The sequence below is a fragment of the Paraburkholderia sp. 2C genome, assembly GCF_054589215.1.
This window is the reverse complement of record NZ_BAAILL010000036.1, coordinates 681065-707196: the sequence shown is the minus strand read 5'-3', so window position 1 is coordinate 707196 and position 26132 is coordinate 681065. Positions and strand designations below refer to the sequence as shown.

The window sequence follows — 26132 nt, the reverse complement described above, 5'->3', positions numbered from 1 at the left end:
TCGGCTGTGCGGATGTGTCGGCGCTCGCGGCGCTCGCGGCGCTCGCCGCCTGCGCGGCGTCGGCGAGCGTCGAGCGCCCGTGCGGCACGTCGTAGATCAGCACCTCGTAGGTGTCGGCGGGCAGCGTGTCGTCGGTCCACATCATGATGCCGGGGAACGGCAGTCCGACTTCGGCCTGCAATGCCGAGCGCTGCTTGTCGAACGCGCCGTCGAGCGCGTCGGCCGCGAGACGCTGGCTGACGTCCGGCGCGAGACGCACGCCGAGCGGGCAGGTGAACTGCGGCGGCTGCGGCAGGATCGACGGCGCGTCGCCTTTCGCGCCCGCGCGTTGCAGTGCGCCGACCGGCTTGCCGCCGCCGGCGGGGCGGCGTTGCTGCTTCTGCATCCGGTAGCCGACGAACGCCAGCAGCCCCGCGAGCAGCACGAACAGCGGCGCCGGGAAGCCGGGCACCGCGGCGAAGCCGAGCAGCAGCAGCGCGGAAAAGTACAGCGCACGCGCATTGCCGCTGAACTGGCGGGTGATTTCCTCGCCGAGCGAGCGGCTCGGTTCGCCGCCGCTGTCGTCGGCCACGCGCGTGATCATCACGCCGGCCGCGACGGAAATCAGCAGCGACGGAATCTGCGACACCATCGCGTCGCCGACCGACAGCACCGAAAAGCGGTTCGCCGCCTCGCCGGCCGACATCCCGTGATACGCGACGCCCACCGCGATGCCGGCGACGATGTTGATCATCGTGATCATCAGGCCGGCGATCGCATCGCCTTTCACAAACTTCATTGCGCCGTCCATGCCGCCGTGCAGCTGGCTTTCGACCGCGAGCCGCGCGCGTTTCTTGCGCGCCTCGTCGGCGGTCAGGATATTCGCGCGCAGATCGGCGTCGATGCTCATCTGCTTGCCGGGCAACGCATCGAGCGTGAAACGCGCGCCGACTTCGGCGACCCGCTCGGAGCCTTTCGCGATCACGATGAACTGCACCACCGAGATAATCACGAACACGACCAGGCCGACGACCAGATTGCCGCCCACCACGAGTTCGCCGAAGCTCTCGATGATGTTGCCGGCATCGGCGTGCAGCAGGATCGATTTGGTCGACGCGATGTTCAGCGACAGCCGGTAAAGCGTCGTGAACAGCAGCACCGACGGAAACGCCGACAGCGTCGCGATATTGCCGACATACATCGTGACCATCAGCAGCGTGACGCTGATCGTGATGTTGATCGCGAGCAGGCCGTCGATGATGGCCGGCGGCAACGGCAGGATCATCAGCGAGACGATCGCGATCAGCAGCACCGCGATACCGGCTTCGCCGAAGCCCGGGAGCTTCAGGTTGTTGAACATGACGTCTACTCCGTTCTGGCAGGTTGAATCGCAAGACCGTCGACCCAGCGGAGAATCGCCGCGACGACTTCGAACAGTTCCTCGGGAACCGGCTGGTTTTCGGGCACCTTGTACAGCATCCGCGCGACCGGCGGATTCGCGACGATCGGCACGCCGGCTTCGGTCGCATAGCGGCGCAGCAGCAGCGCCTGTTCGTCGGTGCCTTTCGCGAGCACGACGGGCAGCGGAAACTCGACCGGGTCGTAGCGCAGCGCGACCGCGTAGTGAACCGGGTTCACCACCACGACGTTCGCGTTCGCGACGCCGCGTTTCGGACCTTCCTGCGACAGTTGCTTCGCAAGACGCTTGCGCTCGCCCTTCATTTCGGGGTTGCCGTCGTTCTCTTTGTGTTCGCGCTTGAGTTCGTCCTTCGACATGCGGTTCTTGCGGATGAAGAGCCACTTCTGCAACTGGAAGTCGAATACGCCGATCGCGACGAACACGCCGAGCGCGACCGCGAGGATGCGCATCAGGACCGACCACAACACGTGGATCAACTGCGGAATCGACTGGTTCAGCGCGCTCGCGACAACCGGCATCGCCGATTCGATCGTCTGCCACATCACCGCGACGATGATCGCCGCCTTCACGGTCATCTTCATCAGGTCGATCGCGGAATTCATCGAGAAGATCTTCGTGATGCCGGAGCCGGGGCTGACCGACGTGAATTTCGGCATCACGGACTCGAACGACATCTGCAGGCCGGTCTGCGGCGCAAGCGCGAGGAACGCGGCGCCCATCGCGATCGCCGCGACGCCGCATAGCAGCGCGGCCGCATGCATGCCGATGTCGGCGGCGGCGACGGCGAGTTCGTGCAGCGACCGGTCGCTCGCGCAGAAATCGAGTGCGTCCTTCACGACCGCGCGCAGCGTGTCCGCCAGATAGTGTTCGCCGGACTGCAGCGTCAGGTAGATCGCGCCGAGACACGCGACCTCGACGAGGTCGGTGCTTTTCGCCACCTGACCTTGTTCGCGCGCCTTTCGGAGCTTCTGGTCGGAAGGCTGTTCGGTCTTTTCGTCGCTCATATGCGTTGCTTCCCCGCGCGTCGTCGTGCGTTTCCGTTTGCGTTGTTTCCCGCGTTGCTTCCTGCGGCGCTTGCCGTCTGCCGGATGGATCGGCACCGCAATCGCCGCCAGGACACGGACGCAAAAGTAGCCGCGGCCCGGCGCGAGCCCGGCGTCCGATGCGAAATTTGGGCGGGGGTCGCGAAGCATGACCGGCACCGTTGCGGCACGGGCGCCGCGCCGCGTGCGGGCTTCGCATAACAGTGAGATTTTTCGCGCACCCATCGTGGCGCACGTTATGGATTGCGTAACTTTCGCTCGACAACAGGAGCGCACGATTGGCCTGGCGCGTGATATCGAATCTGATTTTCCTGGGAGAAAGGGATGAACGTTCAGAAGGAGCGGCTGCGGTGTCCGGCGGAAGCGGTCGGCGCGGTGGTCGAACTGGTGAGAGCCGCTTTTGCCGCCGGCAATACGCCGCCGGCAGTCGATACCGACGACCTCGAGCAGGCGATCGACGCATTGCACCTGATGCGCCCGACCTGCGCGGAGTTCGCGTTCTTCGACGGCTGGCTGCTGATGTGGCGCGAAGACTGGGAGGCAGCGGAAGCGCTGTTCCGCGATCTGGTCGCGCGCTCGGTCTGCCTGCCGGCCAGCAAGGGCATGCTGTTGCAATGCATGAAGGAACGCGACGTGTTCGGCTGGCAGGACGAAGCACGCCGGCTCGCCGACGAACACGCGGGCGACGATGTCGGCCGGCTGGCGAAGACGTTTCTTGCACGCGACGACTTGCGGCATGCGGTGGCCGCGGCGCGTCGCACCGGGCGCTTTGTCGCGCCGGAATCCGCGCTCGCACTCGAAAACGCGGACAGCAACCAGGACGCCGGCACGCTCGCGGCGTCGTCACAGACGGCCTGCGATCTGCTGGCCACGATGCAGTACATGCGTATTTGAGCCTGTCGCGATTCCATGGAGAACGGACATGAACCCCAACCTTGCCTCGCAGTTCGAATATCAGATTCAGCGCGTCACGGAGATCGGCCACGACTCTAACGCCGCGCCGCAGGAACTCGTCGACCGGTTCCAGATGCTGCTCGCGCAGGCCGAGCCCGGCGTGCATCAGACGGGCAACGCGCAGCACGGCAACAACATCGTGACCAAGGCGATCGAGGAGCAGGCCGACTACTACCGGCAGGTGCCCAACGACGTGATGTACATGATGCATCACATGAGCGCGCTGTCGATGGAGCGCCTCGCGGCCGCCGACATGACGATCCAGCTCGAGATTGCCAGCCTGAACGCGGACCTGCAGGTGAAGATGGCCACCGTGCAGTCGTCGAAGGACGCGGTCCAGACCCTGATGAAGAACCAGTGATATGAATACCACCGCTCAATCCACAAGGCTCCGGCGCGCATGGCCGCGCTGGCGCCGGCTCGCGCCGTGCATCGTGCTCGCGCTGTCGCTCACCGCGTGCCAGAAGGAGCTGTACGGACAGCTCAGCGAGCACGATTGCAACCAGATCGTCGCCGCGCTGATCGAGTACGGCGTCGATGCGCAGAAGACCACGCCGGATGGCGGCAAGACCTGGTCGGTTAGCGTCGACGAGAAGCAGCTCGTGCGTTCGATGGAAATCCTGCGCGCGCGCGGCATCCCGGGCAAGAAGTACGACGACCTCGGGTCGCTGTTCAAGAAGGACGGTCTCGTGTCGACGCCGACCGAGGAGCGCGTGCGCTTCATTTACGGCCTGTCGCAGGAACTCGACGATACGTTGTCGAAGATCGACGGCGTGGTGGTCGCGCGCGTGCAGATCGTGCTGCCGAACAACGACCCGCTCGCGCAGTCGGCCAAGCCTTCGTCGGCTTCCGTGTTTATCAAGTATCGGGCCGATGCGAGCCTCGAGACGCTGACGCCCGCGATCAAGAACCTCGTCGTGCACAGCATCGAAGGGCTGACCTACGACCAGGTCAGCGTCACGTCGGTGCCGGCCGATCCGCTCAGCGTGCGGCCGCCGCAGAGTCAGCGCGACGGTTCGCTGATCTATGCGGGCGGCGCGTTCGGCGTGTTTCTGCTCGCGCTCGCCGCGGCGTTCGCGCTGTGGCGCGGCACCGCGCAGAAGCTCGGCGGCGGTGCGCTAACGGGGCTGCTGGCGCGGCGCCGCGGCGGCGCGCGTGTACCGAAAGTGCCGGCCTGATACGGCGCTGACGACGGTTTCGCGAGGGGTATCCGATGAACGACTACGAGCATGGCGGCGGCGATGGCGACGGGCTTGGGCGCGGTGAAACCGGCGCGGCCGGCGGCGCTGACGCCGTGGCCGCGCAAGACGTCGCGGCGCGGCTGATCGGATATCGGCGGCACCGGCACTCGCTGTTCGACTGGATGCACCCGCTGCGGCGTGCTCGCGTGCCGTTCGCGGATCGGGTGCAGGGATCGGACGGGCCGCATGCCGCGGCGCTAGCCGATGCGTTTCTCGATGACTCGGGCGTGCCGGCGCCGTCGTGGCAAACCTTCAGCGCGCCGGGCGTCGAGCTGATCCAGATGCCGATGCGGATATGCGTCGCCGCGTTCCGCTTGCGCGCGCTGTTCGAGCACACGGACGAAATCCGCTCGTGGATCGACCGGCCGCGCCGCGCGCAATTGAACGACTGGGTCGGGCCGCAAGGCACGCGCCTGCTGCTCTCGCGGCCGCGCGACCTCGGCGGCGGCAACGCGGCGAGCCCGGCGCATGCGGTGCCGCTTGGCCCGGCAGCGGCGGATGCGTTGGCGTGGCGCGGCTTGCGTCTGTTCGCGCGTGAATGCGGCTGGCCTGCGGCTGGTCCGCTTGCGATCGCGCAATTCGCGTTGCCCGAAGAAATGCGCGAGGAAGCACGGGGCAGCGCAGCGGGCGCGACGCCCGCCGCCGCGTTTGCCGTCGATGAATGGAATCCGAGTCTCTCGATTGTTTCGCAATTGCCCGATCTCTTTCCGGAGTGGCCATGACGGTCTGGTTACGCAATCCGCAGGTCGAAGGGCCCGCTGCCGGGCACGGCGTCGGCCTCGCGGACGATGTGTTGCGCGGCGCGCAGTTCGCGGCCGTGGTCGATCTCGATGCCGCGTGCCGCGAGATCAACGAGCGCTGCGAGGCGGCGCTAGACGCGGCGCGTGCCGATGCGCTGGCGTTGGTCGAAGACGCGCGCGCACAAGCGCAGGCACTCGTCGCGCAAGCGCAGGACGATTTTGCGGCGGCGTCGCGGCGCGGCTACGACGACGGCCTGCGCAACGCGCTCGCGGATTGGCACACGCGCTGCACCGTCGCGGCGGCCGATGCGCAGTCGCTCGGCCGCCGGCAGCGCGAGCGTCTTGCCGAACTGGTCGCGCTCGCGGTCGAGCAGATCGTCGCGTCGACCGAGCCGGCCGTGCTGTTCGCGCGCGCCGCTGCGAGCGTCGAGCGCATCGTCGCGGACGGCAGCCCGGTGCGCGTGCGCGTGCATCCGGACGACCTCGCGGCCGCACGCACGGCGTTCGACGAAGCCGCGCACGGCTGGCGCGGCGCGGGTCGCGCGGTACGGTTGCAGGTGCATGCCGATACGGCGCTCGAGGCGGGCGCGTGTGTCTGCGAATCGGATCTCGGCGCCGTTGATGCGAGCCTCGCGCTGCAACTGGCGGCGATCCGCGATGCGCTGTCGCGCGCGGTCGGCAGCGTAGCCGATGAGCATGCCTGCGCGCAGGAGCCGGCAGAAGAGCACGAGCACGAGCAAGGGCCTGAGCCGGAAGAAGAGCATGGGCAAGAGCCGGCCGAGTGCCTGGCCGCGGACGTACAGGAAATCTGATCATGCTCACGGAAACAACCGCACCGCCCGCTTTCACCCATCTTGCCGACGCAATCGAACGCGAATTGCGCGGGCGGCCGCAGCCGGCCGCTTGCGGCAAGGTCCAGGAGGTGATCGGCACACTCCTGCGCGTGTCCGGTCTCGACGTGACGCTCGGCGAACTCTGCGAACTGCGCTCGCCGCAGGGCGAACTGCTGCAATCCGCGGAGGTGGTCGGCTTTTCGCGCGACATCGCGTTGCTGTCGCCGTTCGGGCGGCTCGGCAATGTGTCGCGCGACACCCGCGTGTTCGGGCTGAAACGCCCGCTTGCGCTGCGTATCGGCGACAAGCTGCTTGGCCGCGTGATCGACAGCCTCGGCCAGCCGATCGACGGCAAGGGCGAACTCGAATGCGACGAGTTTCAGCCGATCATCGCCGATCCGCCGAATCCGATGAGCCGCCCGGTGCTCGACCAGCCGATGCCGACCGGCGTGCGCGTGGTGGACGGCATGATGACGCTCGCCGAAGGCCAGCGCATGGGTATCTTCGCGCCCGCCGGCGTCGGCAAGAGCACGCTGATGGGCATGTTCGCGCGCGGCGCGCAATGCGATATCAACGTGATCGCGCTGATCGGCGAGCGCGGCCGCGAAGTGCGCGAATTCGTCGAGCACATTCTCGGGCCGGAAGGGATGGCGCGGTCGGTCGTGGTGTGCGCGACCTCGGATCGCTCGTCGATCGAACGCGCGAAAGCCGCTTATGCGGCGACCGCGGTGGCCGAATACTTTCGCGACCGCGGCTTGCGCGTGCTGCTGATGATGGACTCGCTGACGCGTTTTGCGCGCGCGCAGCGCGAGATCGGCCTCGCGATGGGCGAGCCGCCGACGCGGCGCGGTTTTCCGCCATCGATTTTCGCCGAGCTGCCGCGGCTGCTCGAACGCACGGGCCGCGCCGAACGCGGGTCGATTACCGCGCTGTATACGGTGCTCGCCGAAGACGAGTCGGGCGGTGACCCGATCGCCGAGGAAGTACGCGGCATTCTCGACGGCCACATGATTCTGTCCCGCGAGATCGCTGCGCAAAACCGCTATCCGGCCATCGACGTGCTCGGCAGTCTGTCGCGCGTGATGACGCAGGTGGTCGGACGCGAGCACGTCGCCGCAGCCGGCCACGTGCGCCGGTTGATGGCCAAGCACAAGGAAGTCGAGCTGCTGTTGCAGGTCGGCGAATACCAGAGCGGCACCGATCCGCTTGCCGACGAGGCGATTCGCAAGATCGACGCGATTCGCGCGTTTCTCGGGCAGGAAACCGATCGCCTCGTCGATGTCGGCGAAACGCTTGCGGCGTTGCGCGAGCTCGTGCAGTCCTGAGCGCGGAGCGGGCGATGAAAGATCGGCGTGTGACTGGGCTCGAACAGGTGCTGGTGCGCCGTCGCAAGGCGGAGCGCAAGCTCAATGCGGCGCTCGCCGCGCAGCGTGCCGCACATCGTGCGCAGCGTGCCGTCGTCGACGAGCGGCGCGGCGCGGCCGATGTGCAGGCCGCGGAACTCGCGCAGCAGGACGGCAAGATCGACGCGATGTTCGGCAGCAGTACGTTTCGCGCCGATGCGTTGCTGATGCTGCGCGAGTTTCGCGCGGTCGCGGCCGAGCGGCACGCGGCGGCGCAGGCGCAGGTCGCGCAGGAAGAGGCCGCGCTCGCCGCGAAGCAGGCGGAGGTCGACAAGACGTCGACGCAGATCGTACGCAACCGCGCGCGCATCGATATCTACGGCAAACGGCGCGATGCGCTGGTGAAGGCGATCGAAGCGGCGATCGAGGATGCGCAGGACGAGGAAGCATCGGAAAGCCGTCGTCCCGGCGCGCGCATGGTGTGACAACGCCGTGCGCGCATTGAAGCAAAACGAAACAGAACACAATCGGGGTGAAGCGAAATGAGCGGGGTCTCGCTGGAAGCGATCCGTTCCGGTCACGAGGTGATCCGGTATCTGATGGTGCTCGCGCTGTGCAGCGAGCGGCTGCTGGTGCTGATGATGATTTTTCCGCCCACCGCGGAAGGCGTGTTGCAGGGACGCGTGCGAACCGCGCTCGCGATGCTGTGGAGCAGCTTCGTCGCGTACGGGCAGCGCGGCATGATCGAGCAGGGCGACCCGACGATGCTGGTCGCGATCGGTCTGAAAGAGGCGCTGATCGGCGTGGCGCTCGGCTTTATCGCGTCGACGGTGTTCTGGGCGGCCGAAAGCGTCGGCACGTACGTCGACGACCTGACCGGTTTCAACCAGGTGCAGATGTCGAACCCGAGCCAGGGGCAACAGACGTCGCTGACGTCGACGCTGCTGAGCCAGTTCGCGATCGCGGCGTTCTGGCTGCTCGGCGGCATGACGTTCCTGCTCGGCGCGGTCTACGAATCGTACCGCTGGTGGCCGCTCGCGAACCTGATGCCGGCCGGCGGGCAGATTCTCGAATCATTCGTGTTGCAGAAGACCGACTCGCTGATGGAGACCGTCGCGAAGCTCGCCACGCCGATGATGCTGTTGCTCCTGCTGATCGACATTGGCTTCGGCTTCACGGGCAAGGTGTCGCAGAAGCTCGATCTGCATTCGATGTCGCAGCCGGTGAAAGGCGCGCTGACGATTCTGATGCTCGCGCTGATGGCCGGCGTGTTCATCGACCAGGTGCACGACCAGTTGTCACTCGGCGGTGTCGTCGCCGAGGCGCGCGCGCTGGCGAACGGCCGCTAACGTGCGCGCTGTGCGAATTATCACTATTCGGGCGCAGTGCCCGGAGGACGACCATGTGTGACATCAACGAGGGCCGCGAGATCGTCGCCGGCATGATTGGCGTGCTGTGGGCCGGCGTGCGGCTCGACACGCTGTCGGATCTGCAGGATCTGCTCGACGCGATCGCGGTATTGGACCCGGCCGCCACCGAGCCGCGCGTGGCGATCGCGTGGTGGCACGTGCGCGCGCGCACGTGGGGCGAAGCGCTGCACGAGCTGCGGCGGGTCGAGCGGGACGGCGCGCTATCGGCGCTCGGCATGGCGTTGACCGCGCTTGCGCTGTATGCGCTCGGCGATCCCTCATGGCGCACTTATGCGTACGCGGCGGCCTATCAGTCCGACGACGCGATGGCGACGCGCACCGCGCTGGCGCTGCTGTCGGCGCCCGAGATCGAACCGCGTGACCAGCGTCAGCATGCGCCGTGCTCGGGCCGATGACACGTTCGCACGACGTACGTTTGATTCGCGTCGTTTCGCGGGCGAGCGGCCGCATACGGGGAGACTGAACGCCATGCGACGGACTGCGTGCGAAGCGCGGATGCGCTGCGATGCTCGCGAGGTCCGACGGTGAGCGCCGTCATAGGGAATTTCCATTGCAGGATTTCAAGCAGGCGAGGATATCGTGACTTACACAAGATGCAGGGATGACGTTGCCGGCGGCCTGACCAAGGTGCTGTGGGTCGCATCGCAGATCGACGAGGCATCGGACTTCGAAGATCTGCTCGATGCGATCCGTGTGCTGCGGCCGCGCTGGAAGGGCGCGGGCACGGTCGTCGCGTGGCGCCATGTGCGCCGCCAGGCGTGGATGGACGCGTTGCGCGTGCTCGAGGACGACGACCTCGAAGCGAAACGCTCGGCGTTGCATGCGGCGCTGATGGCCGTGTGTCTGTTCGGCCTCGAGGACCCGCTGTGGCACAGCTATGCGCGCACGGCGGCCGAGCAACGCGAGAACGTCGAAGCGGCGAAGATCGGCAACCGGCTGCTTGAACGGGCGGCGAAGGCCGGCGGGCGCGACGCGTCCGCGGAGCCCGCGCCTGCCGCGGCCGCGCCGTCGCATGACGCGAGCAGTTTTGCAGCATCGGCGATGTGGGTCCGCGCGTGAGATGCGGTTGCGGCCATTCGCGTTTTAACTGGAATTTTCGTGCAGCCTGAGTGCCGCGCATGCGTCCGATCCTAGACTGGTTTTTGCAACTGACGTCAATGGTTCAGACAACTTAACTTCACTTCATATCACGGGAACATCATCATGTCGTCTACGAATTCGGTCCAATACAGTACCAATCCGGTCGATTATCTGAACCGGACGCCGGAAGGCCCGTCGAAGGGTGGCGGCGATCACGATCTGGTGCAGCAGCTCGTGCAGATGCTTGGCGAAGCGCTGTCGAAGCTGGAGGGTGAGAACGGCGGTGGCGGCGAGTCGGGCGCAGGCAGTGCGCCGCCGCCGTATAGCGCCACGCCGCCCGCGGGTAGCGCGCCGCCGCCGTATAGCGCCACGCCGCCCACGGGTAGCGCGCCGCCGCCGTACAGCAGCACGCCGTCCACGGGCAGTGCACCGGCTACGGGCAGCGCGCCCGCGTCGTCCACGTCGCCGTCAACGGGACAGATGACCGCGCAAAGCGCATCGGGCACGCTGGGCGCGTACATGGACGCGAACGGCAAGGGTTCGCTGACGATGGACGACCTGTACAAGCTGTCGCAGAACACCGACGGCAATACGCCGCCGGCGGTGTCGCAGGCAGCGAACTACATGATGCAGAACCCGGGCGTGTTCAACCAGATCGAGACGCACGATGTGGGCGGCGCGGACGGCAAGTCGGGCGCGAGCAACTTCCAGTGGGCCGCGCAAGGTGGGCTCGGCGCAGCGGGCAATACGCCCGGCACGCCGTCCACGGGCAGCGCGACGCCGTCGTCCGGCAGCACGCCGGCTGCCGGACAGATGAATGCGCAAAGCGCGTCGGGCACGCTCAACGCGTATATGGACGCGAACGGCAAGGGTTCGCTGACGATGGACGACCTGTACAAGCTGTCGCAGAACACCGACGGCAATACGCCGCCGGCGGTGTCGCAGGCAGCGAATTACATGATGCAGAACCCGAGCCAGTTCGAAAAGATCGAGACGCACGATGTCGGTGGCGCGGATGCCAAATCGGGTGGCGCCAACCTCCAGTGGGCCGCGCAAGGCGGCCTGAACGCGAACGGTCTCGCGTAAGCGACGCGGCTTCGCCGTTACGGCGAAGCCCGTCGACCGCCGATGCCGTGAGCAACGACGCCACGTGCGGGGCCATGCTGAAGGCGAAAGCCGACGCATTGCTTCGCACGTGGCGTTTTTACGCGCGACGGCACGCGGGTTCGCGATGCCGTCGCAAGCGGGCTCATGGCCCGACTCATGGCCCGACTCAAGGCCCGACTCAAGGCCGGATGCGTGCGCGCCAATCTTCGCGCAGCGGGCTCCATTCGATCAGCGCGACGAATCCGTCGGCTGCCGCGATCACAATCCAGAGACGGTATTCGTGCACGACCTGTCCCGGCTCGTAAGCATGCGGTTCCCGCCATGCGGCCGCACGCCGGACGAACACGGACTGGCCGCGCAGCGGCGCGATGCATTCGTAGAGACCGCACGCGCGCACGGTGCGCATCACGTTCTCGACCGGCTGCGTGAAATCGAGTGTGCGTGCGGCGTCGGCGATGCGCGGCCAGTAGCTGCCTTGTTCCTGCGGGCGGGCTTCGTGCCACAGGCCCTCGAAATTGGCTGCCACGCGCGCCGCGAGTTGTCGCGCGGCGATCTGCAATTTCAGTTGCAGCGTCTCATGCCATTCGTCCGCGTCGAGCGCAAACGGCTCTTCCGCGAGTACCTCGCCGGTATCGAATTCCGGCGCGATCCGGTGACAGCTCACGCCCCACGCGCGGCGATCTTCGAGAATCGCCTGGATCGGCGGATACGGCCCGCGCCCAACCGGCAGCGGCGCCGGATGAAAGTTGATCGCATAGCGCAGCTGCGCGTGCCAGTCCGGAATGCGCCACATATAGCCCGCGACGACCAGCACGTCGCATTGCCGCTCCGCGAGCGCGCGCAGATCCGCTTCAGTGATTCGTGACAGCTGCACGGGAATGCGCGCACGCTGTGCGCGGCCGACCAGCTCGCTGTTGAAGTCGGTGCGGTTGTCGACCGGAACCGTGTAAAGCGCGACCGGGTCCCAGCCCGCGTCGACGAATGCGTCGAAGACGACGCGCCACCGGTCGAAACCGGCGAAAGCGAAACGCATGATGGATGTCCTCCGTGCTGCCGGCCTGTGCCGGGTTGCCGGCGTTCGAACGACGCGATGTCGCGAACGCCGCGCGCGCCTTGCGCCATCGGCGATGGCAGGCCGCGTCGCAAGACTACGGAGACTGGCGGCGGGTGCGCCGGCGACGCCGGAAGTTTTGTCGGCAACCGCGAATGCGTGGGCATCGCGAGCGCGCGGCGTGAGGCTTGAGCGGAAGCGCTGGTTCGTTATACGGATCGTCGTTTCAACCGGTGTGCTGACGCACGAACAAACTGACGTGTTGACGCGCGGGTTATCGCACGCGGCCACGCGCGTTCGTCATTCGCGTTTCGCGTACGGTTTTCGCATCGATCAGGGTCGCGATGGAGCGCTTCGATAGATTCACGTCATGAGCCGGGAAGCACGCGCTTTCCGTTTGGCGTCCCCACCGCGGACGCATCGTTGATCGACTGGGAGAAGCACAGATGAGCTTGATCGGAAGCATATTCAAGGACGTTGGCGACGCGTGCAAGGACGTTGTCGGCGGAGCCGCGCACGTCGTGGAAGGCGTCGCGCATGTCGCCAAAGGCGCGATCGATCTGAACCCGAAGGAAATGGCGGGCGGCGTCGGCGGCATGGTCAAAGGCGCCTTCAAGGCGGGCGAGGGCGCGGAAGCGCTGACCCCCGAGGGGCTCGCCGCGACGACCATCATGGAGAGCGGCGTCGCGGCGGTGGACGCGATCATGCCGGGCGACGAGAAGAACGACGCCGGCGACGGCGACGACTCGACCTCCGCCTGAGCCACACAGCGAGTCAATCATGCAAACGCTTCCCACCATCAATAGCGAGGCTGCGAGCCTCGCGCGATCGATTGTCGACTGCATCAAGACATCGCGGCTCGACGACGCCGACGCGCTGCTCGAACACATGCATACGGAATATCCGGAAACACGGGAGATTCTGGCGTTTCCGGTCATGATCGCGATCCAGCGCGGCCGGCCGCACGACGCATGGCAAATGGTCAACGGCCTGCCGGACGAGCGCTGCCCCGAGCTCAAGGCGCTCTGTCTGCGTGTGCTCGGCGATCCGACGTGGCACAGCTTCGCGGTCGCGCACGAGGACAGCGCGGACCCGTATATCCAACGCACCATGCGGCAATTGCTGAGCCGCCCGGTCGAGCACGCGGACGATGTATTCGCCGCATGACGTCACGCCGCGCGGCGTGTATCACCGCGCGGCCACAGGCCGTTGCTGCGCGATGCGTGCCGCTGCCCGCGTGATCCGTTGCCTTTCCGCCGTCATACGTTTTTCTTATGCGGCGGATTTATTTTTCTGCCTCGACTCCACCGGGGCCGCGCCTGGACAATCGCGCCGATGCTGCGAATAAGTTGTGCCCGATCGCCGGCATGCGATCCGTCGCGCCGCAGCCGTGAAGGGAGACTCGATGCAATGAAAGTGAGGCAATGGAAGTGAATTCGAATACGGACCAAAAACAGACGGCCGCCGCTCTCGAAGGCGACGCGCCGCAAACCACGGGGGCGGACGACGGCCGCTGGCAGTTCTGGGTCGATCGCGGCGGCACGTTCACCGACATCGTCGCGCGCCGGCCCGACGGCGAACTCATGACGCACAAGTTGCTCTCGGAGAATCCGGAGCGCTACCAGGACGCGGTCGTACAGGGCATGCGCGACCTGCTCGGGCTCGCGGCCGACGATGCGCTGCCGCAGCACCGGATCGAAGTCGTGAAGATGGGCACGACGGTGGCGACCAATGCGCTGCTCGAGCGCAAGGGCGCACGCACGCTGCTCGCGATTACGCGCGGCTTTGCGGATCAGCTGCGCATCGGTTACCAGGAGCGTCCCGATATTTTCGCGCGGCATATCGAACTGCCTTCGCAGATGTACGAGCGTGTGGTCGAGATCGACGAGCGCATCGGCGCGCGCGGCGAAGTGCTCAAGCCGCTCGACGAAACGGCGACGCGCGCCGCATTGAAGGATGCGCGCGCAAGCGGCATCACGTCGATTGCGATTGTGCTGATGCACGGCTACCGTTTTTCGCAGCACGAATCGCGGGTTGCCGCGATCGCGCGCGAAACGGGCTTCCGGCAGATTTCGCTGAGTCACGAGGTGAGCCCGCTGATGAAGCTCGTGGGCCGCGGCGATACGACGGTGGTCGATGCGTATCTGTCGCCGGTGCTCGAAGACTACGTCGAGCGCGTGTCGCGCCATACCGGTTCGGTACGGCTGATGTTCATGCAATCGAGCGGCGGACTCGCCGAAGCGCAACACTTCCGCGGCAAGGATGCGATTCTGTCCGGCCCGGCCGGCGGCATCGTCGGCGCGGTGAAGACCTGCGAGGCGGTCGGCGAGCATAAGGTGATCGGTTTCGACATGGGCGGCACGTCGACCGACGTCGCGCACTACGACGGCGCGTACGAACGCGTGTTCGAGACCCAGGTGGCCGGCGTGCGCGTGCGCGCGCCGATGATGGACATTCATACGGTCGCCGCCGGCGGCGGCTCGATCTGCAGCTTCGAGAACGGCCGCTTCAAGGTGGGACCGGAATCGGCGGGCGCCTACCCGGGGCCGGCCTGCTATCGCAACGGCGGCCCGCTGACCGTGACCGACTGCAACGTGATGCTGGGGCGCGTGCAGCCCGATCATTTTCCGCATGTGTTCGGACCGAATGGCGATCTGCCGCTCGACGCCGACACAGTGCGCCATAAGTTCACGATGCTCGGGCAGAAGGTGCGCCGCGAAACCGGCCGCGTGATGAGCGCCGAGGCTGTGGCCGAAGGCTTCCTCGCGGTGGCGGTCGACAATATGGCGCAGGCGATCAAGACGATTTCGGTCGAGCGCGGGCACGATGTGTCCGATTACGCGCTGTGCGCGTTCGGCGGGGCGGGCGGCCAGCATGCGTGCGCGGTGGCCGAGGCGCTCGGCATGCGGCGCATCGTGCTGCATCCGTTCGCCGGCGTGCTGTCGGCATTCGGCATGGGGCTCGCCGATCTGCGCGTGCTGCGCGAACGCGCGATCGAAGCGGCGCTGGATGCGAACACGGTCGACGCGCTGCTGGCGGAGTATGACGAACTCGAGGGCGGTGCGATCGGCGAGCTGATCGCACAACGCATCGACCGCGAACGGATCGCCGCGACGCGCGCGGCGCGGCTCAAGTATCTGAACACCGATTCGACGCTCGAAGTGCCGTTCGCCGACGCGGCTGAAATGAAGCACGCATTCGAGACGCTGCACAAGAAGCGCTTTGGCTTCGTGATGCCGGACAAGCAACTCGTCGTCGAATCGATCGTCGTCGAAGCGGTCGGCGCGGCTGGCTCGGCGCCGCTTCGCGGTGTGGCCGGCGACGGCGCGGCAAAGCGCGGCGCTGCGCTCACGGAGGTTGCGGCGGATAGCGCTCGCGTGCGGATGTTTATCGCGGGCCATGAACAGCAGGTGGCGCTCCACGTGCGCAAGCATCTCGCCGTGGGCACGCGGCTCGACGGCCCGGCGCTGATCGCCGAGGACATTTCGACGATCATCCTGCAACCGTCGTGGCACGCGACCGTGCTCGGCGACGGCACGCTGCTGCTCGAACAGGATGCCGGCGCGGCCGCGCAAACCGGACAGCCGGCGGCGCACGCGATCACCACCGAGCGGCACCCGGTGCACCTGGAGATCTTCAACAATATCTTCATGTCGATCGCGCAGCAGATGGGCGTGGCGCTCGAAAAGACGTCGTATTCGGTCAACATGAAGGAACGGCTCGACTTTTCCTGCGCGATCTTCGACCGCGCGGGCGGGCTGATCGCGAATGCGCCGCATATTCCGGTCCATCTCGGCTCGATGAGCGACAGCGTGCTGAGCGTGATCCAGCAGCACGGCGCGACGATGCGGCAAGGCGACGTGTACATGCTGAACGTGCCGTACAACGGCGGCACGCACCTGCCGGACATCACGGTCGTGATGCCGGTGTATGGCGGCGAGCGCGGCGAACTGCTGTTCTATGTGGCCGCGCGCGGGCATCACGGCGACGTCGGCGGCATCACGCCCGGCTCGATGCCGCCGAACAGCACGACGATCGAAGAGGAAGGCGTGCTGCTCGACAACGTGAAGATCGTCGAGGCCGACCGCTTCCTCGAAGCGCCGGTGCGCGCGCTGTTCTCGGCGGGACCGTATCCGAGCCGCAACGTCGACCAGAACATCGCGGACCTCACCGCGCAGATCGCCGCGTGCGAATGCGGCGCGTCGGAACTGCTGCGCGCGGTCGATCGCTACAGCGCGCCGGTCGTGCTCGCGTATATGGGCCACGTGCAGGACAACGCGGAAAGCGCGGTGCGCAACGCGATCGCCACGCTCAGCGACGGCGAGTTCGCATATGAGATGGACGATGGCGCGGTGATCAGCGTGAAAGTGTCGATCGATCACGCGAAGCGGCAGGCGCGCGTCGACTTCACCGGCACGAGCGCGCAACGGCCGAGCAACTTCAATGCGCCGCGCTCCGTCTGCAAGGCCGCGGTGCTGTACGTGTTCCGCACGCTGCTGGCCGACGGCATTCCGATGAACGAGGGCGTGTTGCGTCCGATCGATATCGTGATTCCGCACGGCTCGATGCTGAACCCGGTGTATCCGGCCGCGGTGGTCGCGGGCAACGTCGAGGTGTCGCAATCGGTCACCGATGCGCTGTACGGTGCGCTGGGCGTGATGGCGGGCTCGCAGGGCACGATGAACAACTTCACGTTCGGCGACGACTCGCAACAGTACTACGAGACGATTGCCGGCGGCTCCGGTGCGGGGCAAGACCATCCGGGCACGTCCGCGGTGCAGACGCATATGACGAACTCGCGGATGACCGACCCGGAAGTGATCGAATGGCGTTTCCCGGTGATCGTCGAGCAGCATGCGATCCGGCTGGGCAGCGGCGGCGCGGGCCGCCAACCCGGCGGCGACGGCGCGGTGCGGCGCATCCGCTTTGCGCGCGCGATGACCGCGAATATTCTGGCGAACCGCCGTCGTGTGCCACCATTCGGCCTCGCGGGCGGCGAGAACGGGCGCGTCGGCCGTAACTGGATCGAGCGCGCCGGCGGCGACATCGAACGCTTCGACGCGACGCATACGACGACCGTGCAGCCCGGCGACGTATTCGTGATCGAGACGCCTGGCGGTGGCGGCTATGGCCGCGCCGCGTAAGCAACCGGCGCGCCGCTGAGCGCGCGCCGTGCCGGCCGTCCCGCCGCCGCAATTCGACGGCGGCGGGACGGATTTCAAACCGCTGCCTGGAGGGAGCCGTTGATGCAATCCACCGTGAATCTTTACCCCTTGCTCGGCGTGGCCGTGATCGTCGCCGGGTTCCTGTTGCGCTTCAATCCGATGTTGATCGTGACGGCCGCGGCGCTTGTCGCGGGCGTCGCCGCGCATTTCCCGGTTGAACAGATGCTGGCGGCGATCGGCACTGGATTCATCAAGACGCGCGTGATCCCGCTGATCATCCTGCTGCCGCTCGCGGTGATCGGCCTGCTCGAACGTCACGGGCTGCGCGAGCGCGCGCAGATATGGATAGCGGGCATTCGCGCGGCGACGCCGGGGCGTTTGCTCGTCGTCTATCTGTTTATCCGCGAGACGACCGCTGCGCTTGGTTTGACCGGGCTCGGCGGCCACGCGCAGATGGTCCGTCCGCTCGTGTCGCCGATGGTGGAAGGCGCGGCCGAGGCACGTTTCGGCAAGCTGACCGACGCCGTGCGTTACCGCTTGCGCGCGTTCGCGGCGGCGACTGACAACGTGGGGCTGTTCTTTGGCGAGGACATTTTCGTTGCGTTCGGCGCGATCGTGCTGATGGTGACCTTCCTCAAGGAAGCGGGCATCGCGGTCGAACCGATGCGCGTGGCGATATGGGGCATGCCCACCGCGCTGGCCGCTTTCCTGATTCACGGCGCGCGGCTTTACACGCTGGATCGCTGGCTCGCGCACCGCGGCTCGGCGGATCGGGCCACGCCCGACGCGAACGACTCCGCAGCGGGCGTACCGGCTCATGGAGAAAACGCATGATCGTCTCGCTCAACTACTTCTTCTGGCTGCTCGGCATCGTGCTGTTCGTGATCGGCGGCATTATCATCAGCGACCGCTCGCATCCGAAGCGCCTGTTCGCCGGCGGCTTCTGGATTCTCTACGGCATCATCTTTCTGGTGGGCGACCGGCTGCCCGCATCGGTGGTCGGCGCGCTCGTCATCGTGATGGCGCTGGTGGCCGGGTTCGGTGGCGTGACCGGCGCGAAGCCGCGCCTGCGTTCGGAAGAAGAGCGCCGGGCCAGCGCATTGCGGCTCGGCAACACGCTATTCCTGCCGGCGCTCACCATTCCACTCGTGACCGTGGTCGGGACGCTGCTGTCGTCGCGGCTCGTGTTCGGCGGGGTCGCGCTGCTCGATCCGAAAAACGTGACGCTCGTTGCGTTCGGCATCGGCTGCATCCTGGCGCTGGCGCTCGCGTGCCGGCTGACCCGCGATTCGGTCGGTCAGTCGGTGAAGGAGGCGCGGCGTCTGGTCGATGCGCTGTCATGGGCCGTCGTGTTGCCGCAGATGCTCGGCATGCTGGGGCTCGTGTTCGCCGATGCGGGTGTCGGCAAAGCTGTCGCTCACATTACAACGTCTTACATCGACCTCGATTATCGCTTTGTCGCGGTCGTGGTCTATTGCGTCGGCATGGCGCTGTTTACCGTGATCATGGGCAATGGCTTTGCCGCGTTTCCCGTGATGACGGGCGGCGTCGGCGTGCCGATCCTGATCAACGTCTTTCACGGCAACCCGGCGCCGATGGTCGCGATCGGTATGTTTTCCGGTTACTGCGGAACGCTACTCACGCCGATGGCGGCCAACTACAACATGGTGCCGGCCGCGCTGCTCGAACTGCCGGACAAATACGGCGTAATACGCGCGCAGGTCCCCACGGCGATCACCCTCTTGATCGTAAATATTGTTCTGTTGAATATGCTGATGTTCCTGTAGGAAGAGCGCGCCGCGCTTAAATTGGCAGGACGAGGCCGGGTTTGCCGACGCAAACCCGGCCTTTGTGCGTTGAGTCGTTGGGGGAGAACATGAATCTAAAGTTTCTGGAGACCTTTATCTGGGTGGCGAAATTGCGCAGCTTCAGTCTCGCCGCCGATAAGCTGCATTCCACGCAGGCCGCGATTTCTAGCCGCATTTCGGTGCTCGAGCAGGATCTCGGCACGCGGCTCTTCAGCCGCGAGCCGAAGGGCGTGACGCTGACGCGCGAGGGAGAACGCGTGCTGCAGCACGCGGAGCAGGTCAGCATTTCGATGAGCCGGTTGCGTGCGTCGCTGCAGGACGAAAAGCTCGCATTCGGCACGTTCCGCATCGGTGCGATGGACAGCGCGATTCACTCGTGGTTTGTCGATTTCGTTGCCGACGTGGTCCAGCACTATCCGAACCTCGATATCGAGGTGACCTCGGAAACGGCGCTTCATCTGAACGAGCAGTTGCGCCGCGGCATGCTCGACATGGTGATCCAGACCGACATGCTGCGCGACGAAACGATCCGCAGCATGGAGGTGCTGCATCTGTCGGTGGGCTGGCTCGTGGCAGCCAATTCGGCGATCGCGGCACAGCCGATGGACGGCGACCCCGCCGCCCGATTGCGCCGTCTCGGCAACGAGCGCCTCATTACCTATTCGCGGCATTCGCGCCCGCACCAGGACCTGTTGCGGCTGATGCAGTCCAACGGCATCAGCGAGACGCGCGTGAGCTGCGTCAATTCGGTGGCCGCGATGATCAAGCTGACCCAGGCCGGGTTCGGCGTCGCCGCGATGCCGCCCGTACTGGTGCCGGATCTGCTGCAAAGTGGGGCATTGCTCGAACTGGAGGGCCTCGAGAGGCCTCCGCCGTTGCCGTTCGTGATCGCGTGGCGCTCCGGAACGGACAGTACGGAGCGGCTCGTCGAGATTGCGATCGAAACGATTCGCCGCTACGCGTCGAGACTCGGCGAGGGGGCGGCGCACGTGGTCGTGTGAGTTCGTGCGGCGGCGATTGCCCCGCGATATGTATTTTGTTTGTATATCGAATTTAAATTTCTTGTTCGACCAATGAGCGGGATTGCATAAAAATTTGCCCTGCTCGGGGAAAGACGATAAGGCCGGCAGCGAACCGGACCTGCGTGTGCCCGCGTGCATGCCGCTATGCGGCAGGAGGCAACGGCGTGCCGCCAGAGCACGAAGTTGCAGGGGCAATGGTCAAAAACAAGGAATACGATGAAACAGTACGTATGCGGGGCAGCGCTTGCCGTTCTCGGTTGTAGCAGCGCGTATGCGCAGTCGAGCGTCACTTTATACGGCCTGATCGATGAGGCTGTGCGGTTCCAGACTTCCAATACGGGCAACGTGGTATCGGTCAACGAAGGCGCGATCAACGGCAATCGCTTCGGCCTGAAGGGAAGCGAGGATCTCGGCGCCGGCATGCACGCGATCTTCAATCTCGAATCGGGCTTTAACATCGCGAACGGCAAGAGCGATCAGCAGCAGCAGCTGTTCGGGCGCTTCGCGTGGGTCGGCCTGCAACAGGATACCTACGGCACGCTGAAGCTCGGCCGGCAGTATGGCGGCATCTACAACTTCTATGCGTTCAACTTCGACCCGATCGGCGGCGGCAATATCAATGCGACCGACTGGTCGCTGTTTCTGACGGGCATCCGCTTCGACAATACGGCTGAGTACGACAACCGGATCGGCCCGGTTACCGTGCAGCTCCAGCATTCGTTCGGCGGTCAGCCGGGCAGCGCGAGCACCGGCAGCACGAATACCGCGTACCTGATCTACAACTTCACCGGCGGCAAGGCCGGTATTGCGGGCGCCGAATCCAAGGACGCGAGCGGGCACAAGCTGCTGGTCGGGTCGCTGGGCGGCACCTACGCATACGGACTGTTCAACTTCTATCTGTACGGAATCGATGCGCGACGCGATGCCGGCTTCGCGGTCGCGGCGACCAATAGCGGCGGCCCGCTCGCGAACACCAGCATCGTCAGCAACGCGACGGTCGCGGGCGGCGGCGTGCAGACGGCAGCGCGCACGGATCTGTTCGTACGTGCGGGTTTCGCGTGGCAGCCGGCCGCGCAATGGCGTTTCACCGTGTCGTACGCGTACGATCATGCGAACAATGTCTCACCGGGCAGCAACGGCACGATTCAAACCGTCTATGGCATTGCCGACTATGTGCTGAGCAAGCGCACGGACGTCTATCTCGAGGTGGACCGCAGCCATCTGGCAGGTGCATCGGTCAACGACCCGAACGGGCCGTTGACCTTCGCGGGCGACAAGAATAATGTCGGCGTGAGCCTGAGCCTGCGCACGCTGTTCTGATCGCGCGAGCTTCGCGCTCGATGCGAGGCCGGAGGCGCGTGCCGGCCCGCCTCTCGCAGTTCTGACGACACGCACTTCCGTGCGAACGCCCGTCCCCGGTGCTTCTGTGCACCGGCGACGGGCGATGTGCGTTTGCGCATAGCACGGAGATGTTGCACGCATACGTGTTCGTCGCCCGCGTTCGCCGCCGCGTTCGCGTCCTGTAGCTTTTCTTCGTCCCCCGCTGTTCATCGGTCTTCTGAAAATACGAAGCTTAGGTCATCGATGCAGTTTTACTGCACGACGTAGTTATTCGCATGACTGAATGTTTCTTAAACCCATCGGCCGGCCGGAAACGATTCGTCCGGACGTCGGCCGTACCAGAGAAGAGGACCTACCATGACAGCGCCAATGGGTGCAACGAGCGATAGCAGCCGGACATACGATGTGCCGCTGGAGAGTTTGGCTTCGGAGTCGGGCAAGAAAGACGCGACCGTCACGTCGTCGAAGCAACCGAGCATCGATCCCAATATGCCGATCGCACTTTCGCGAGCGACGGCAAGCGCGAACGACCCCGCCACGAAGACTGGCACCGCCCCTTCCCGTCTGCGGGTCAGCCTGCCGGGGCAGTCGCGAACGACCTCGACCGCGGCGCCCCAGGCGGCGGCAGCGAGCCATGCGGAATTGCCGCCTGCTGTGTTCAGCGCGCAGGAGCGGCTCCGTGATGAATTGAAGAACGTCAGCCCCGGCGGCGTGCCGACTCCCGCCCAGCAGCAGGCGATGGGGAAATATCTCGACGAAGTGAGCGCGCATTTGCGCGAGCTTTCGAAAGCGCCGGCACAAGCGGTCACGCCGGGCGCCCGGCAGGCCATGGCCAACATGGCTGCCGCGCTCACCAGCAACGTGCTCGGCTTCTTTGTGCCGACGGTGATCTCCGCGTTTCTTCCCGAGCATCGTCAGTCGCTCGCGTATTCGGTGGCGCTGGCGCCGGCTTCGGTGGCGGGCACCGAACTCGCATCGGTCGCGCTGCGCAAGCTGGGCGGCGCGAACGCACAATTGCGGCTCGCGACGCAGAATTCCGCGAATGCGGGCACCTATAAGGCCATTCTCGGCGATGCCATCCTGGCGATCAGCAACCTCCTGATATATGGCGCCGTCGGCAGTGCGATCGATGCTTCGTCGAACGTGAATTCGCATGCGTGGGGGGCGCCGGTCCGTTCGCTTGCGTCAGGACTCGCGATGAGCGTGATCGGGCAGGGCGCGATTTCGCTGGGTGCGGCGCATACGCTCAAGCGCAATGGCGTCGACGAGGCGAAATATCTGCCTGAGACCACGCACAACCGCTCGATACCGAACGGCATCTATCTGACCGCGGAGCCCGCGCTGGCGGACCGCACGACGCGGCTGAACAAGACATACGAATTGACCTCGCGCGCATTGGGCGCGGTGCTCGGCGCCGCCGTGTACGGTTTGATACGCGAGGCCGGCGAGAAGGCGACGTCGAACCCGGAATCGCGCAATGCGTTGAACATTTTCGCGGGTATCAGCCTGTTCCTGCTGATCGGCAGCCTCGCGCGGACGGCCTTCACTTACGCGCTCAACGATCCCGCGAAGCACGCGAACAAGTTCGGTATCGCCGGAAGCGATGTGCTGTCGCAACAGATTCGAGGCTCGGCGATGAACGAGTTCGAAAATCTGCTCGATAAATCGGGGGTCGATATTCGCGACGGCAAGTGGGGCGCAGAGCCGGCGCGGCAATTCGAGCAGGCGGTGAACGTATTCAACGGCGCCGCATTCCGCGAAAAGGGCGACGCGTTGCAACAGATCGACGATCTGCGCGGCAGGCTGCTCGATGCGGCGTCAAAACTGGAACCGGGCGACACGGTGTCGACGGGTACGGTGAAGAAGATGGCGCAGGTCCTGAACAACGCGGCGGAGTCGCTGAGGATCGCAAAGGAAAGCGCGGAGAACGGCACGCCGATCCAGCCGGAACTCCAGGATGTGGGCAACCGGATACGCGACGTCCAGGCGCTGTTGCTGCAAAGCCAGTTCCAGCTCGGCGGCCCGGACCAGGTGTTCGAGCATGCGGCAACCGTGACGGAATTGAGCAAGACGCTGATGCCGACGTTTGCCGCGCTGCGTCAGGTCGACCGTCAGGGCCTTGCGCGCGCGTTCGTCGACAACGCTGTCGAATATGGCGCCGGACGCATGAGCGCGCAGCAGGCTGTCGCATCGCTGGGTGCGAAGGCGCATGGCCGCGTGCTGGTCCGGGATATTGCCGATCACATGGCTTCCCATCCGGCCTCGGATGACAAGGAGCAGTTGCTGGCGACAACCGGCCGCATGTTCAACGAAGCGTTCCGCGGCCAGCAGCCGGGTTTTGTCGGCGCGAAGCTGATGTTGCTCGGCAATATGCTCAGATTCGATGCATCGAAACTCCAGTCCGAGGACGCGGCCGATGAGGGTCGTTCGACCGTGCGCAATCTGTTTGATGGGTTCGCGAAGGTCGGAACGGAGGACACCCCGGAAAATGAGGCGGCACTGGCCCACGCGAAACGCAATTTCACCGCCGCATTCGAGGGCGGCCAGTTTTCGCTGAAGGCGCTGAAGCAGGAGTTGACGAGACTCAAGGACGCCGACGCGCTTCCCACCACAAGCAGCGGGCCCAGCGACATCGAAGCGCAGACCGGGCCGAGCGCCGCTGCACTTGCAAGACACAACTATCTGCGTGCACTGCCGGCGGCGTTCCACGAAGCGATCGAACAGGAGGCGCCGGTCGAGCGCGACCAGAGCATGGAAGGCGCCGCGGAAAACATGCTGCGCTCGATGTGGCGCGATCAGCAGGCGATGCCGGCGGTTCAGCGAGGGCTCACGGCCAGTGCGATGAGTCTCGCGATCGACGGGGAGCCGGTCAAGCTCGACCATATCGACCAGCACGACGCGCATTTCCATCCGACCAGCTATTCCGGCCGTGTCAATTCGCTCAAGCAGCTCGCCGCGTTCATGGATCGCAGCAACATCAAGTACACGAACCTCGCCGGTATTCCGTCGCAGGTCTACAAGCCGACCGCCGAGCGAAAGTACTACGCGAACTCGCAGCACGGCATCGACTACCGCGATCACGATATGCCGCTTGCGGCGCAATACGATAACCTGCCGGCCGAACTGAAAGAGCGTTTCGACCTGAGCATGACCGGCTTCGATATTACGAACGGCGCCAATATCGGGCAGGAAATGAAGAACCGGATGCGGATGAATCCGGGCGCGTACAAGGCGGTCGGCGAAGTCACGCTCAAGAAAGAGATCATCACGGGCAAGAATCCGCACAATCCGAGTATCAACAGCAAGGACACGCAGATGTTGTTCGATGCGTGCGCACAGCGCGGCCTGCCGTTGATCCTGCACTGCGACCGCGGCGTGCCCGGCGACAAGAACCGGTACGCGAACCAGGTGATCGCGGCCATCGAGGAATGGGTCGGGCGCATGGGATGGAAGGGCAACGACATTCTCGCAAAGAAAGGCGTGACGAACATCCCGCCGATCGTGCCGAAGATTGTCTGGGCGCATGGCGCGGGCATTTCGCGCTTTACGGCCGAAGGCGCCGACCACACCCGCAGCCTCGACGCGCTGTTGTCGAAGGAAAAGCTGAAGGATGTGCTGTCGCTCGATCTGTCATGGGACTTCATCGCTCATGACATTCTCGAGAACGTACACGATCAGCTCACGCGCGCGGGGCTCTCGGAACCGATCCGCTCCGGCATTCAGAACCTGCTGAAGCTCTACAAGACTTTCGCGGAAGAAGGGGGCCGTGCGGACAAGGCCGACGACCTCGGCGATCTGAACCTGGCCGCGGTGCATCGTCAGGCTGGAGAAAATGTCGCGCACACGTATTTCCAGGCGCTCGCCGACTTCAAGGACCGAGTCAAAGCGGAAATGGACAAACCCGCGGTGCGCGACGCATTCGTCAGGCTGGCGACGGCGCATGGCAATCAGGGGAACAACTGGCTGTATCTGTTCAACGCGCATCGCGACCGGTTGCTGTTCGGCACCGATGCGCTCGCAGTCGGCATCAAGGCGCATGGAGATGCCGCTTACGCGATGAATACGCGCGTACTGCGCCCGATGTACGACATCTTCGATACGCTGGGAGAGCACGATGCTCGGTTCAAGGGCATTACGGAGAAGGTGGCCACCGGGAACTACGAAGGTGTTTTCCATCATCCGGAGGTCGAGGAGCGGCGCAAGGCGTACGAGAACATGATCGCGACGGAGGAAGTCGCCGAGCATTCGACGAACGCGCGTCCGTCCGAGTTCATCACGGACGGGCTGCGGCGCCGGAACGTTGCAGAGGCTGACGAGTAAGCGGTAGCGGCTGTGGCAAGGGCGGCGAGCGCGTGTTGTGCGCGCTCGCCGTCTGTCGTTTGTGTGCCGGCAGCGCGCGAGGCCGTGCACTATTGCTTATGTTGTGCGGGCGTTTTCTGGTTGGTCCACGCGGTCACGATGACCAGCGGCAATACGAATCTTTTGGCCAGACCCAAGGCTCCGGCCCACGACCATGACGAAATCCATTTGTGCAACATCTGCGCGCTCCGTTCGCGACGCGGTCCCGATGACTGC

22 protein-coding genes are annotated in these 26132 nt (G+C 65.4%); 19 read left to right on the top strand and 3 right to left on the bottom strand.

The window, feature by feature from the left end; all coding sequences use genetic code 11:
• The coding region (locus tag ACYPXD_RS15860) for an FHIPEP family type III secretion protein (RefSeq protein WP_459712925.1) at positions 1-1339 on the bottom strand (1339 nt) is incomplete at its 3' end.
• A gap of 5 nt (positions 1340-1344) precedes the next feature.
• Positions 1345-2403 (bottom strand): type III secretion system export apparatus subunit SctU, encoded by a 1059-nt coding sequence (gene sctU, locus ACYPXD_RS15855; protein WP_459712922.1) that lies wholly within the window; start codon positions 2401-2403, stop codon positions 1345-1347.
• Between the two features lie 363 nt (positions 2404-2766).
• On the opposite strand from sctU, the gene ACYPXD_RS15850 reads away from it, so the two are divergent.
• The 11 genes from ACYPXD_RS15850 (at position 2767) to ACYPXD_RS15800 (ending at position 11149) form a co-directional block, all read left to right on the top strand.
• On the top strand, positions 2767-3336 hold the full coding sequence (locus ACYPXD_RS15850; RefSeq protein ID WP_459712920.1) for an HrpB1 family type III secretion system apparatus protein: 570 nt from the start codon (positions 2767-2769) through the stop codon (positions 3334-3336).
• 28 nt (positions 3337-3364) lie between these two features.
• Positions 3365-3757, top strand: coding sequence for a serine kinase (locus ACYPXD_RS15845; RefSeq protein ID WP_459712918.1), 393 nt, complete (start codon positions 3365-3367; stop codon positions 3755-3757).
• 1 nt (position 3758) lies between these two features.
• Entirely contained in the window at positions 3759-4574 is an 816-nt protein-coding gene (gene sctJ, locus ACYPXD_RS15840) for a type III secretion system inner membrane ring lipoprotein SctJ (RefSeq protein ID WP_459712916.1), read from the top strand.
• 35 nt (positions 4575-4609) lie between these two features.
• The gene (locus ACYPXD_RS15835; RefSeq protein ID WP_459712914.1) at positions 4610-5359 is read left to right on the top strand and encodes a type III secretion protein HrpB4; all 750 of its coding nucleotides are present in this window, start codon (positions 4610-4612) and stop codon (positions 5357-5359) included.
• On the top strand, positions 5356-6189 hold the full coding sequence (sctL, locus tag ACYPXD_RS15830) for a type III secretion system stator protein SctL (RefSeq protein ID WP_459712912.1): 834 nt from the start codon (positions 5356-5358) through the stop codon (positions 6187-6189). Before ACYPXD_RS15835 ends, sctL begins: the two co-directional genes overlap by 4 nt.
• 2 nt (positions 6190-6191) lie before the next feature.
• A complete protein-coding gene (sctN, locus tag ACYPXD_RS15825; RefSeq protein WP_459712910.1) occupies positions 6192-7535 on the top strand; it encodes a type III secretion system ATPase SctN in 1344 nt (447 codons plus the stop codon).
• Between the two features lie 14 nt (positions 7536-7549).
• On the top strand, positions 7550-8038 hold the full coding sequence (locus tag ACYPXD_RS15820) for a type III secretion system protein (protein ID WP_459712907.1): 489 nt from the start codon (positions 7550-7552) through the stop codon (positions 8036-8038).
• A gap of 57 nt (positions 8039-8095) precedes the next feature.
• Positions 8096-8902 (top strand): type III secretion system export apparatus subunit SctT, encoded by an 807-nt coding sequence (gene sctT, locus ACYPXD_RS15815; protein ID WP_459712905.1) that lies wholly within the window; start codon positions 8096-8098, stop codon positions 8900-8902.
• Positions 8903-8955: 53 nt separating this feature from the next.
• Positions 8956-9378, top strand: coding sequence for an HrpB1 family type III secretion system apparatus protein (locus ACYPXD_RS15810; protein ID WP_459712903.1), 423 nt, complete (start codon positions 8956-8958; stop codon positions 9376-9378).
• 184 nt (positions 9379-9562) lie between these two features.
• Positions 9563-10042 carry an HrpB1 family type III secretion system apparatus protein gene (locus tag ACYPXD_RS15805; RefSeq protein WP_459712901.1) on the top strand — a complete coding sequence of 160 codons (480 nt, stop codon included), beginning with the start codon at positions 9563-9565 and terminating at the stop codon, positions 10040-10042.
• 144 nt (positions 10043-10186) lie between these two features.
• Positions 10187-11149: a hypothetical protein gene (locus ACYPXD_RS15800; RefSeq protein ID WP_459712899.1), complete on the top strand. Its 963-nt coding sequence runs from the start codon at positions 10187-10189 to the stop codon at positions 11147-11149.
• A gap of 199 nt (positions 11150-11348) precedes the next feature.
• On the opposite strand, the gene ACYPXD_RS15795 is transcribed toward ACYPXD_RS15800, so the two are convergent.
• Positions 11349-12203, bottom strand: a complete 855-nt coding sequence (locus tag ACYPXD_RS15795) for a methionyl-tRNA formyltransferase (RefSeq protein ID WP_459712895.1) — start codon at positions 12201-12203, stop codon at positions 11349-11351.
• Positions 12204-12667: 464 nt separating this feature from the next.
• On the opposite strand from ACYPXD_RS15795, the gene ACYPXD_RS15790 reads away from it, so the two are divergent.
• From ACYPXD_RS15790 to ACYPXD_RS15755, 8 genes are all read left to right on the top strand, one after another.
• Entirely contained in the window at positions 12668-12982 is a 315-nt protein-coding gene (locus ACYPXD_RS15790) for a hypothetical protein (protein WP_459712893.1), read from the top strand.
• Positions 12983-13001: 19 nt separating this feature from the next.
• Entirely contained in the window at positions 13002-13388 is a 387-nt protein-coding gene (locus tag ACYPXD_RS15785) for an HrpB1 family type III secretion system apparatus protein (RefSeq protein ID WP_459712890.1), read from the top strand.
• A 257-nt stretch (positions 13389-13645) separates the two neighbouring features.
• The gene (locus tag ACYPXD_RS15780; protein ID WP_459712887.1) at positions 13646-17365 is read left to right on the top strand and encodes a hydantoinase B/oxoprolinase family protein; all 3720 of its coding nucleotides are present in this window, start codon (positions 13646-13648) and stop codon (positions 17363-17365) included.
• A gap of 102 nt (positions 17366-17467) precedes the next feature.
• Positions 17468-18220 carry a DUF969 domain-containing protein gene (locus tag ACYPXD_RS15775; RefSeq protein WP_459712884.1) on the top strand — a complete coding sequence of 251 codons (753 nt, stop codon included), beginning with the start codon at positions 17468-17470 and terminating at the stop codon, positions 18218-18220.
• Positions 18217-19173 carry a DUF979 domain-containing protein gene (locus tag ACYPXD_RS15770; protein ID WP_459712881.1) on the top strand — a complete coding sequence of 319 codons (957 nt, stop codon included), beginning with the start codon at positions 18217-18219 and terminating at the stop codon, positions 19171-19173. Before ACYPXD_RS15775 ends, ACYPXD_RS15770 begins: the two co-directional genes overlap by 4 nt.
• Before the next feature lie 89 nt (positions 19174-19262).
• Positions 19263-20195 carry a LysR family transcriptional regulator gene (locus ACYPXD_RS15765; RefSeq protein ID WP_459712878.1) on the top strand — a complete coding sequence of 311 codons (933 nt, stop codon included), beginning with the start codon at positions 19263-19265 and terminating at the stop codon, positions 20193-20195.
• Positions 20196-20432: 237 nt separating this feature from the next.
• Complete coding sequence (locus ACYPXD_RS15760) at positions 20433-21536, top strand: porin (RefSeq protein ID WP_459712876.1); 1104 nt, start codon at positions 20433-20435, stop codon at positions 21534-21536.
• 378 nt (positions 21537-21914) lie between these two features.
• Positions 21915-25877: a hypothetical protein gene (locus ACYPXD_RS15755; RefSeq protein WP_459712874.1), complete on the top strand. Its 3963-nt coding sequence runs from the start codon at positions 21915-21917 to the stop codon at positions 25875-25877.
• The last annotated feature ends 255 nt before the right edge of the window (positions 25878-26132 follow it).

Excerpts from the sequence above, each read along its gene's own strand:
- ACYPXD_RS15775 (WP_459712884.1), top strand. The coding sequence starts at position 17,468 with ATGCAATCCACCGTGAATCTTTACCCCTTGCTCGGCGTGGCCGTGATC.
- ACYPXD_RS15790 (WP_459712893.1), top strand. The coding sequence starts at position 12,668 with ATGAGCTTGATCGGAAGCATATTCAAGGACGTTGGCGACGCGTGCAAG.
- sctJ (WP_459712916.1), top strand. The coding sequence starts at position 3,759 with ATGAATACCACCGCTCAATCCACAAGGCTCCGGCGCGCATGGCCGCGC.
- ACYPXD_RS15770 (WP_459712881.1), top strand. The coding sequence starts at position 18,217 with ATGATCGTCTCGCTCAACTACTTCTTCTGGCTGCTCGGCATCGTGCTG.
- ACYPXD_RS15835 (WP_459712914.1), top strand. The coding sequence starts at position 4,610 with ATGAACGACTACGAGCATGGCGGCGGCGATGGCGACGGGCTTGGGCGC.
- ACYPXD_RS15765 (WP_459712878.1), top strand. The coding sequence starts at position 19,263 with ATGAATCTAAAGTTTCTGGAGACCTTTATCTGGGTGGCGAAATTGCGC.
- ACYPXD_RS15800 (WP_459712899.1), top strand. The coding sequence starts at position 10,187 with ATGTCGTCTACGAATTCGGTCCAATACAGTACCAATCCGGTCGATTAT.
- sctU (WP_459712922.1), bottom strand. The coding sequence starts at position 2,403 with ATGAGCGACGAAAAGACCGAACAGCCTTCCGACCAGAAGCTCCGAAAG.
- ACYPXD_RS15810 (WP_459712903.1), top strand. The coding sequence starts at position 8,956 with ATGTGTGACATCAACGAGGGCCGCGAGATCGTCGCCGGCATGATTGGC.
- sctT (WP_459712905.1), top strand. The coding sequence starts at position 8,096 with ATGAGCGGGGTCTCGCTGGAAGCGATCCGTTCCGGTCACGAGGTGATC.
- ACYPXD_RS15850 (WP_459712920.1), top strand. The coding sequence starts at position 2,767 with ATGAACGTTCAGAAGGAGCGGCTGCGGTGTCCGGCGGAAGCGGTCGGC.
- ACYPXD_RS15820 (WP_459712907.1), top strand. The coding sequence starts at position 7,550 with ATGAAAGATCGGCGTGTGACTGGGCTCGAACAGGTGCTGGTGCGCCGT.
- sctN (WP_459712910.1), top strand. The coding sequence starts at position 6,192 with ATGCTCACGGAAACAACCGCACCGCCCGCTTTCACCCATCTTGCCGAC.
- ACYPXD_RS15760 (WP_459712876.1), top strand. The coding sequence starts at position 20,433 with ATGAAACAGTACGTATGCGGGGCAGCGCTTGCCGTTCTCGGTTGTAGC.
- ACYPXD_RS15755 (WP_459712874.1), top strand. The coding sequence starts at position 21,915 with ATGACAGCGCCAATGGGTGCAACGAGCGATAGCAGCCGGACATACGAT.
- ACYPXD_RS15785 (WP_459712890.1), top strand. The coding sequence starts at position 13,002 with ATGCAAACGCTTCCCACCATCAATAGCGAGGCTGCGAGCCTCGCGCGA.
- ACYPXD_RS15795 (WP_459712895.1), bottom strand. The coding sequence starts at position 12,203 with ATGCGTTTCGCTTTCGCCGGTTTCGACCGGTGGCGCGTCGTCTTCGAC.
- sctL (WP_459712912.1), top strand. The coding sequence starts at position 5,356 with ATGACGGTCTGGTTACGCAATCCGCAGGTCGAAGGGCCCGCTGCCGGG.
- ACYPXD_RS15780 (WP_459712887.1), top strand. The coding sequence starts at position 13,646 with ATGGAAGTGAATTCGAATACGGACCAAAAACAGACGGCCGCCGCTCTC.
- ACYPXD_RS15845 (WP_459712918.1), top strand. The coding sequence starts at position 3,365 with ATGAACCCCAACCTTGCCTCGCAGTTCGAATATCAGATTCAGCGCGTC.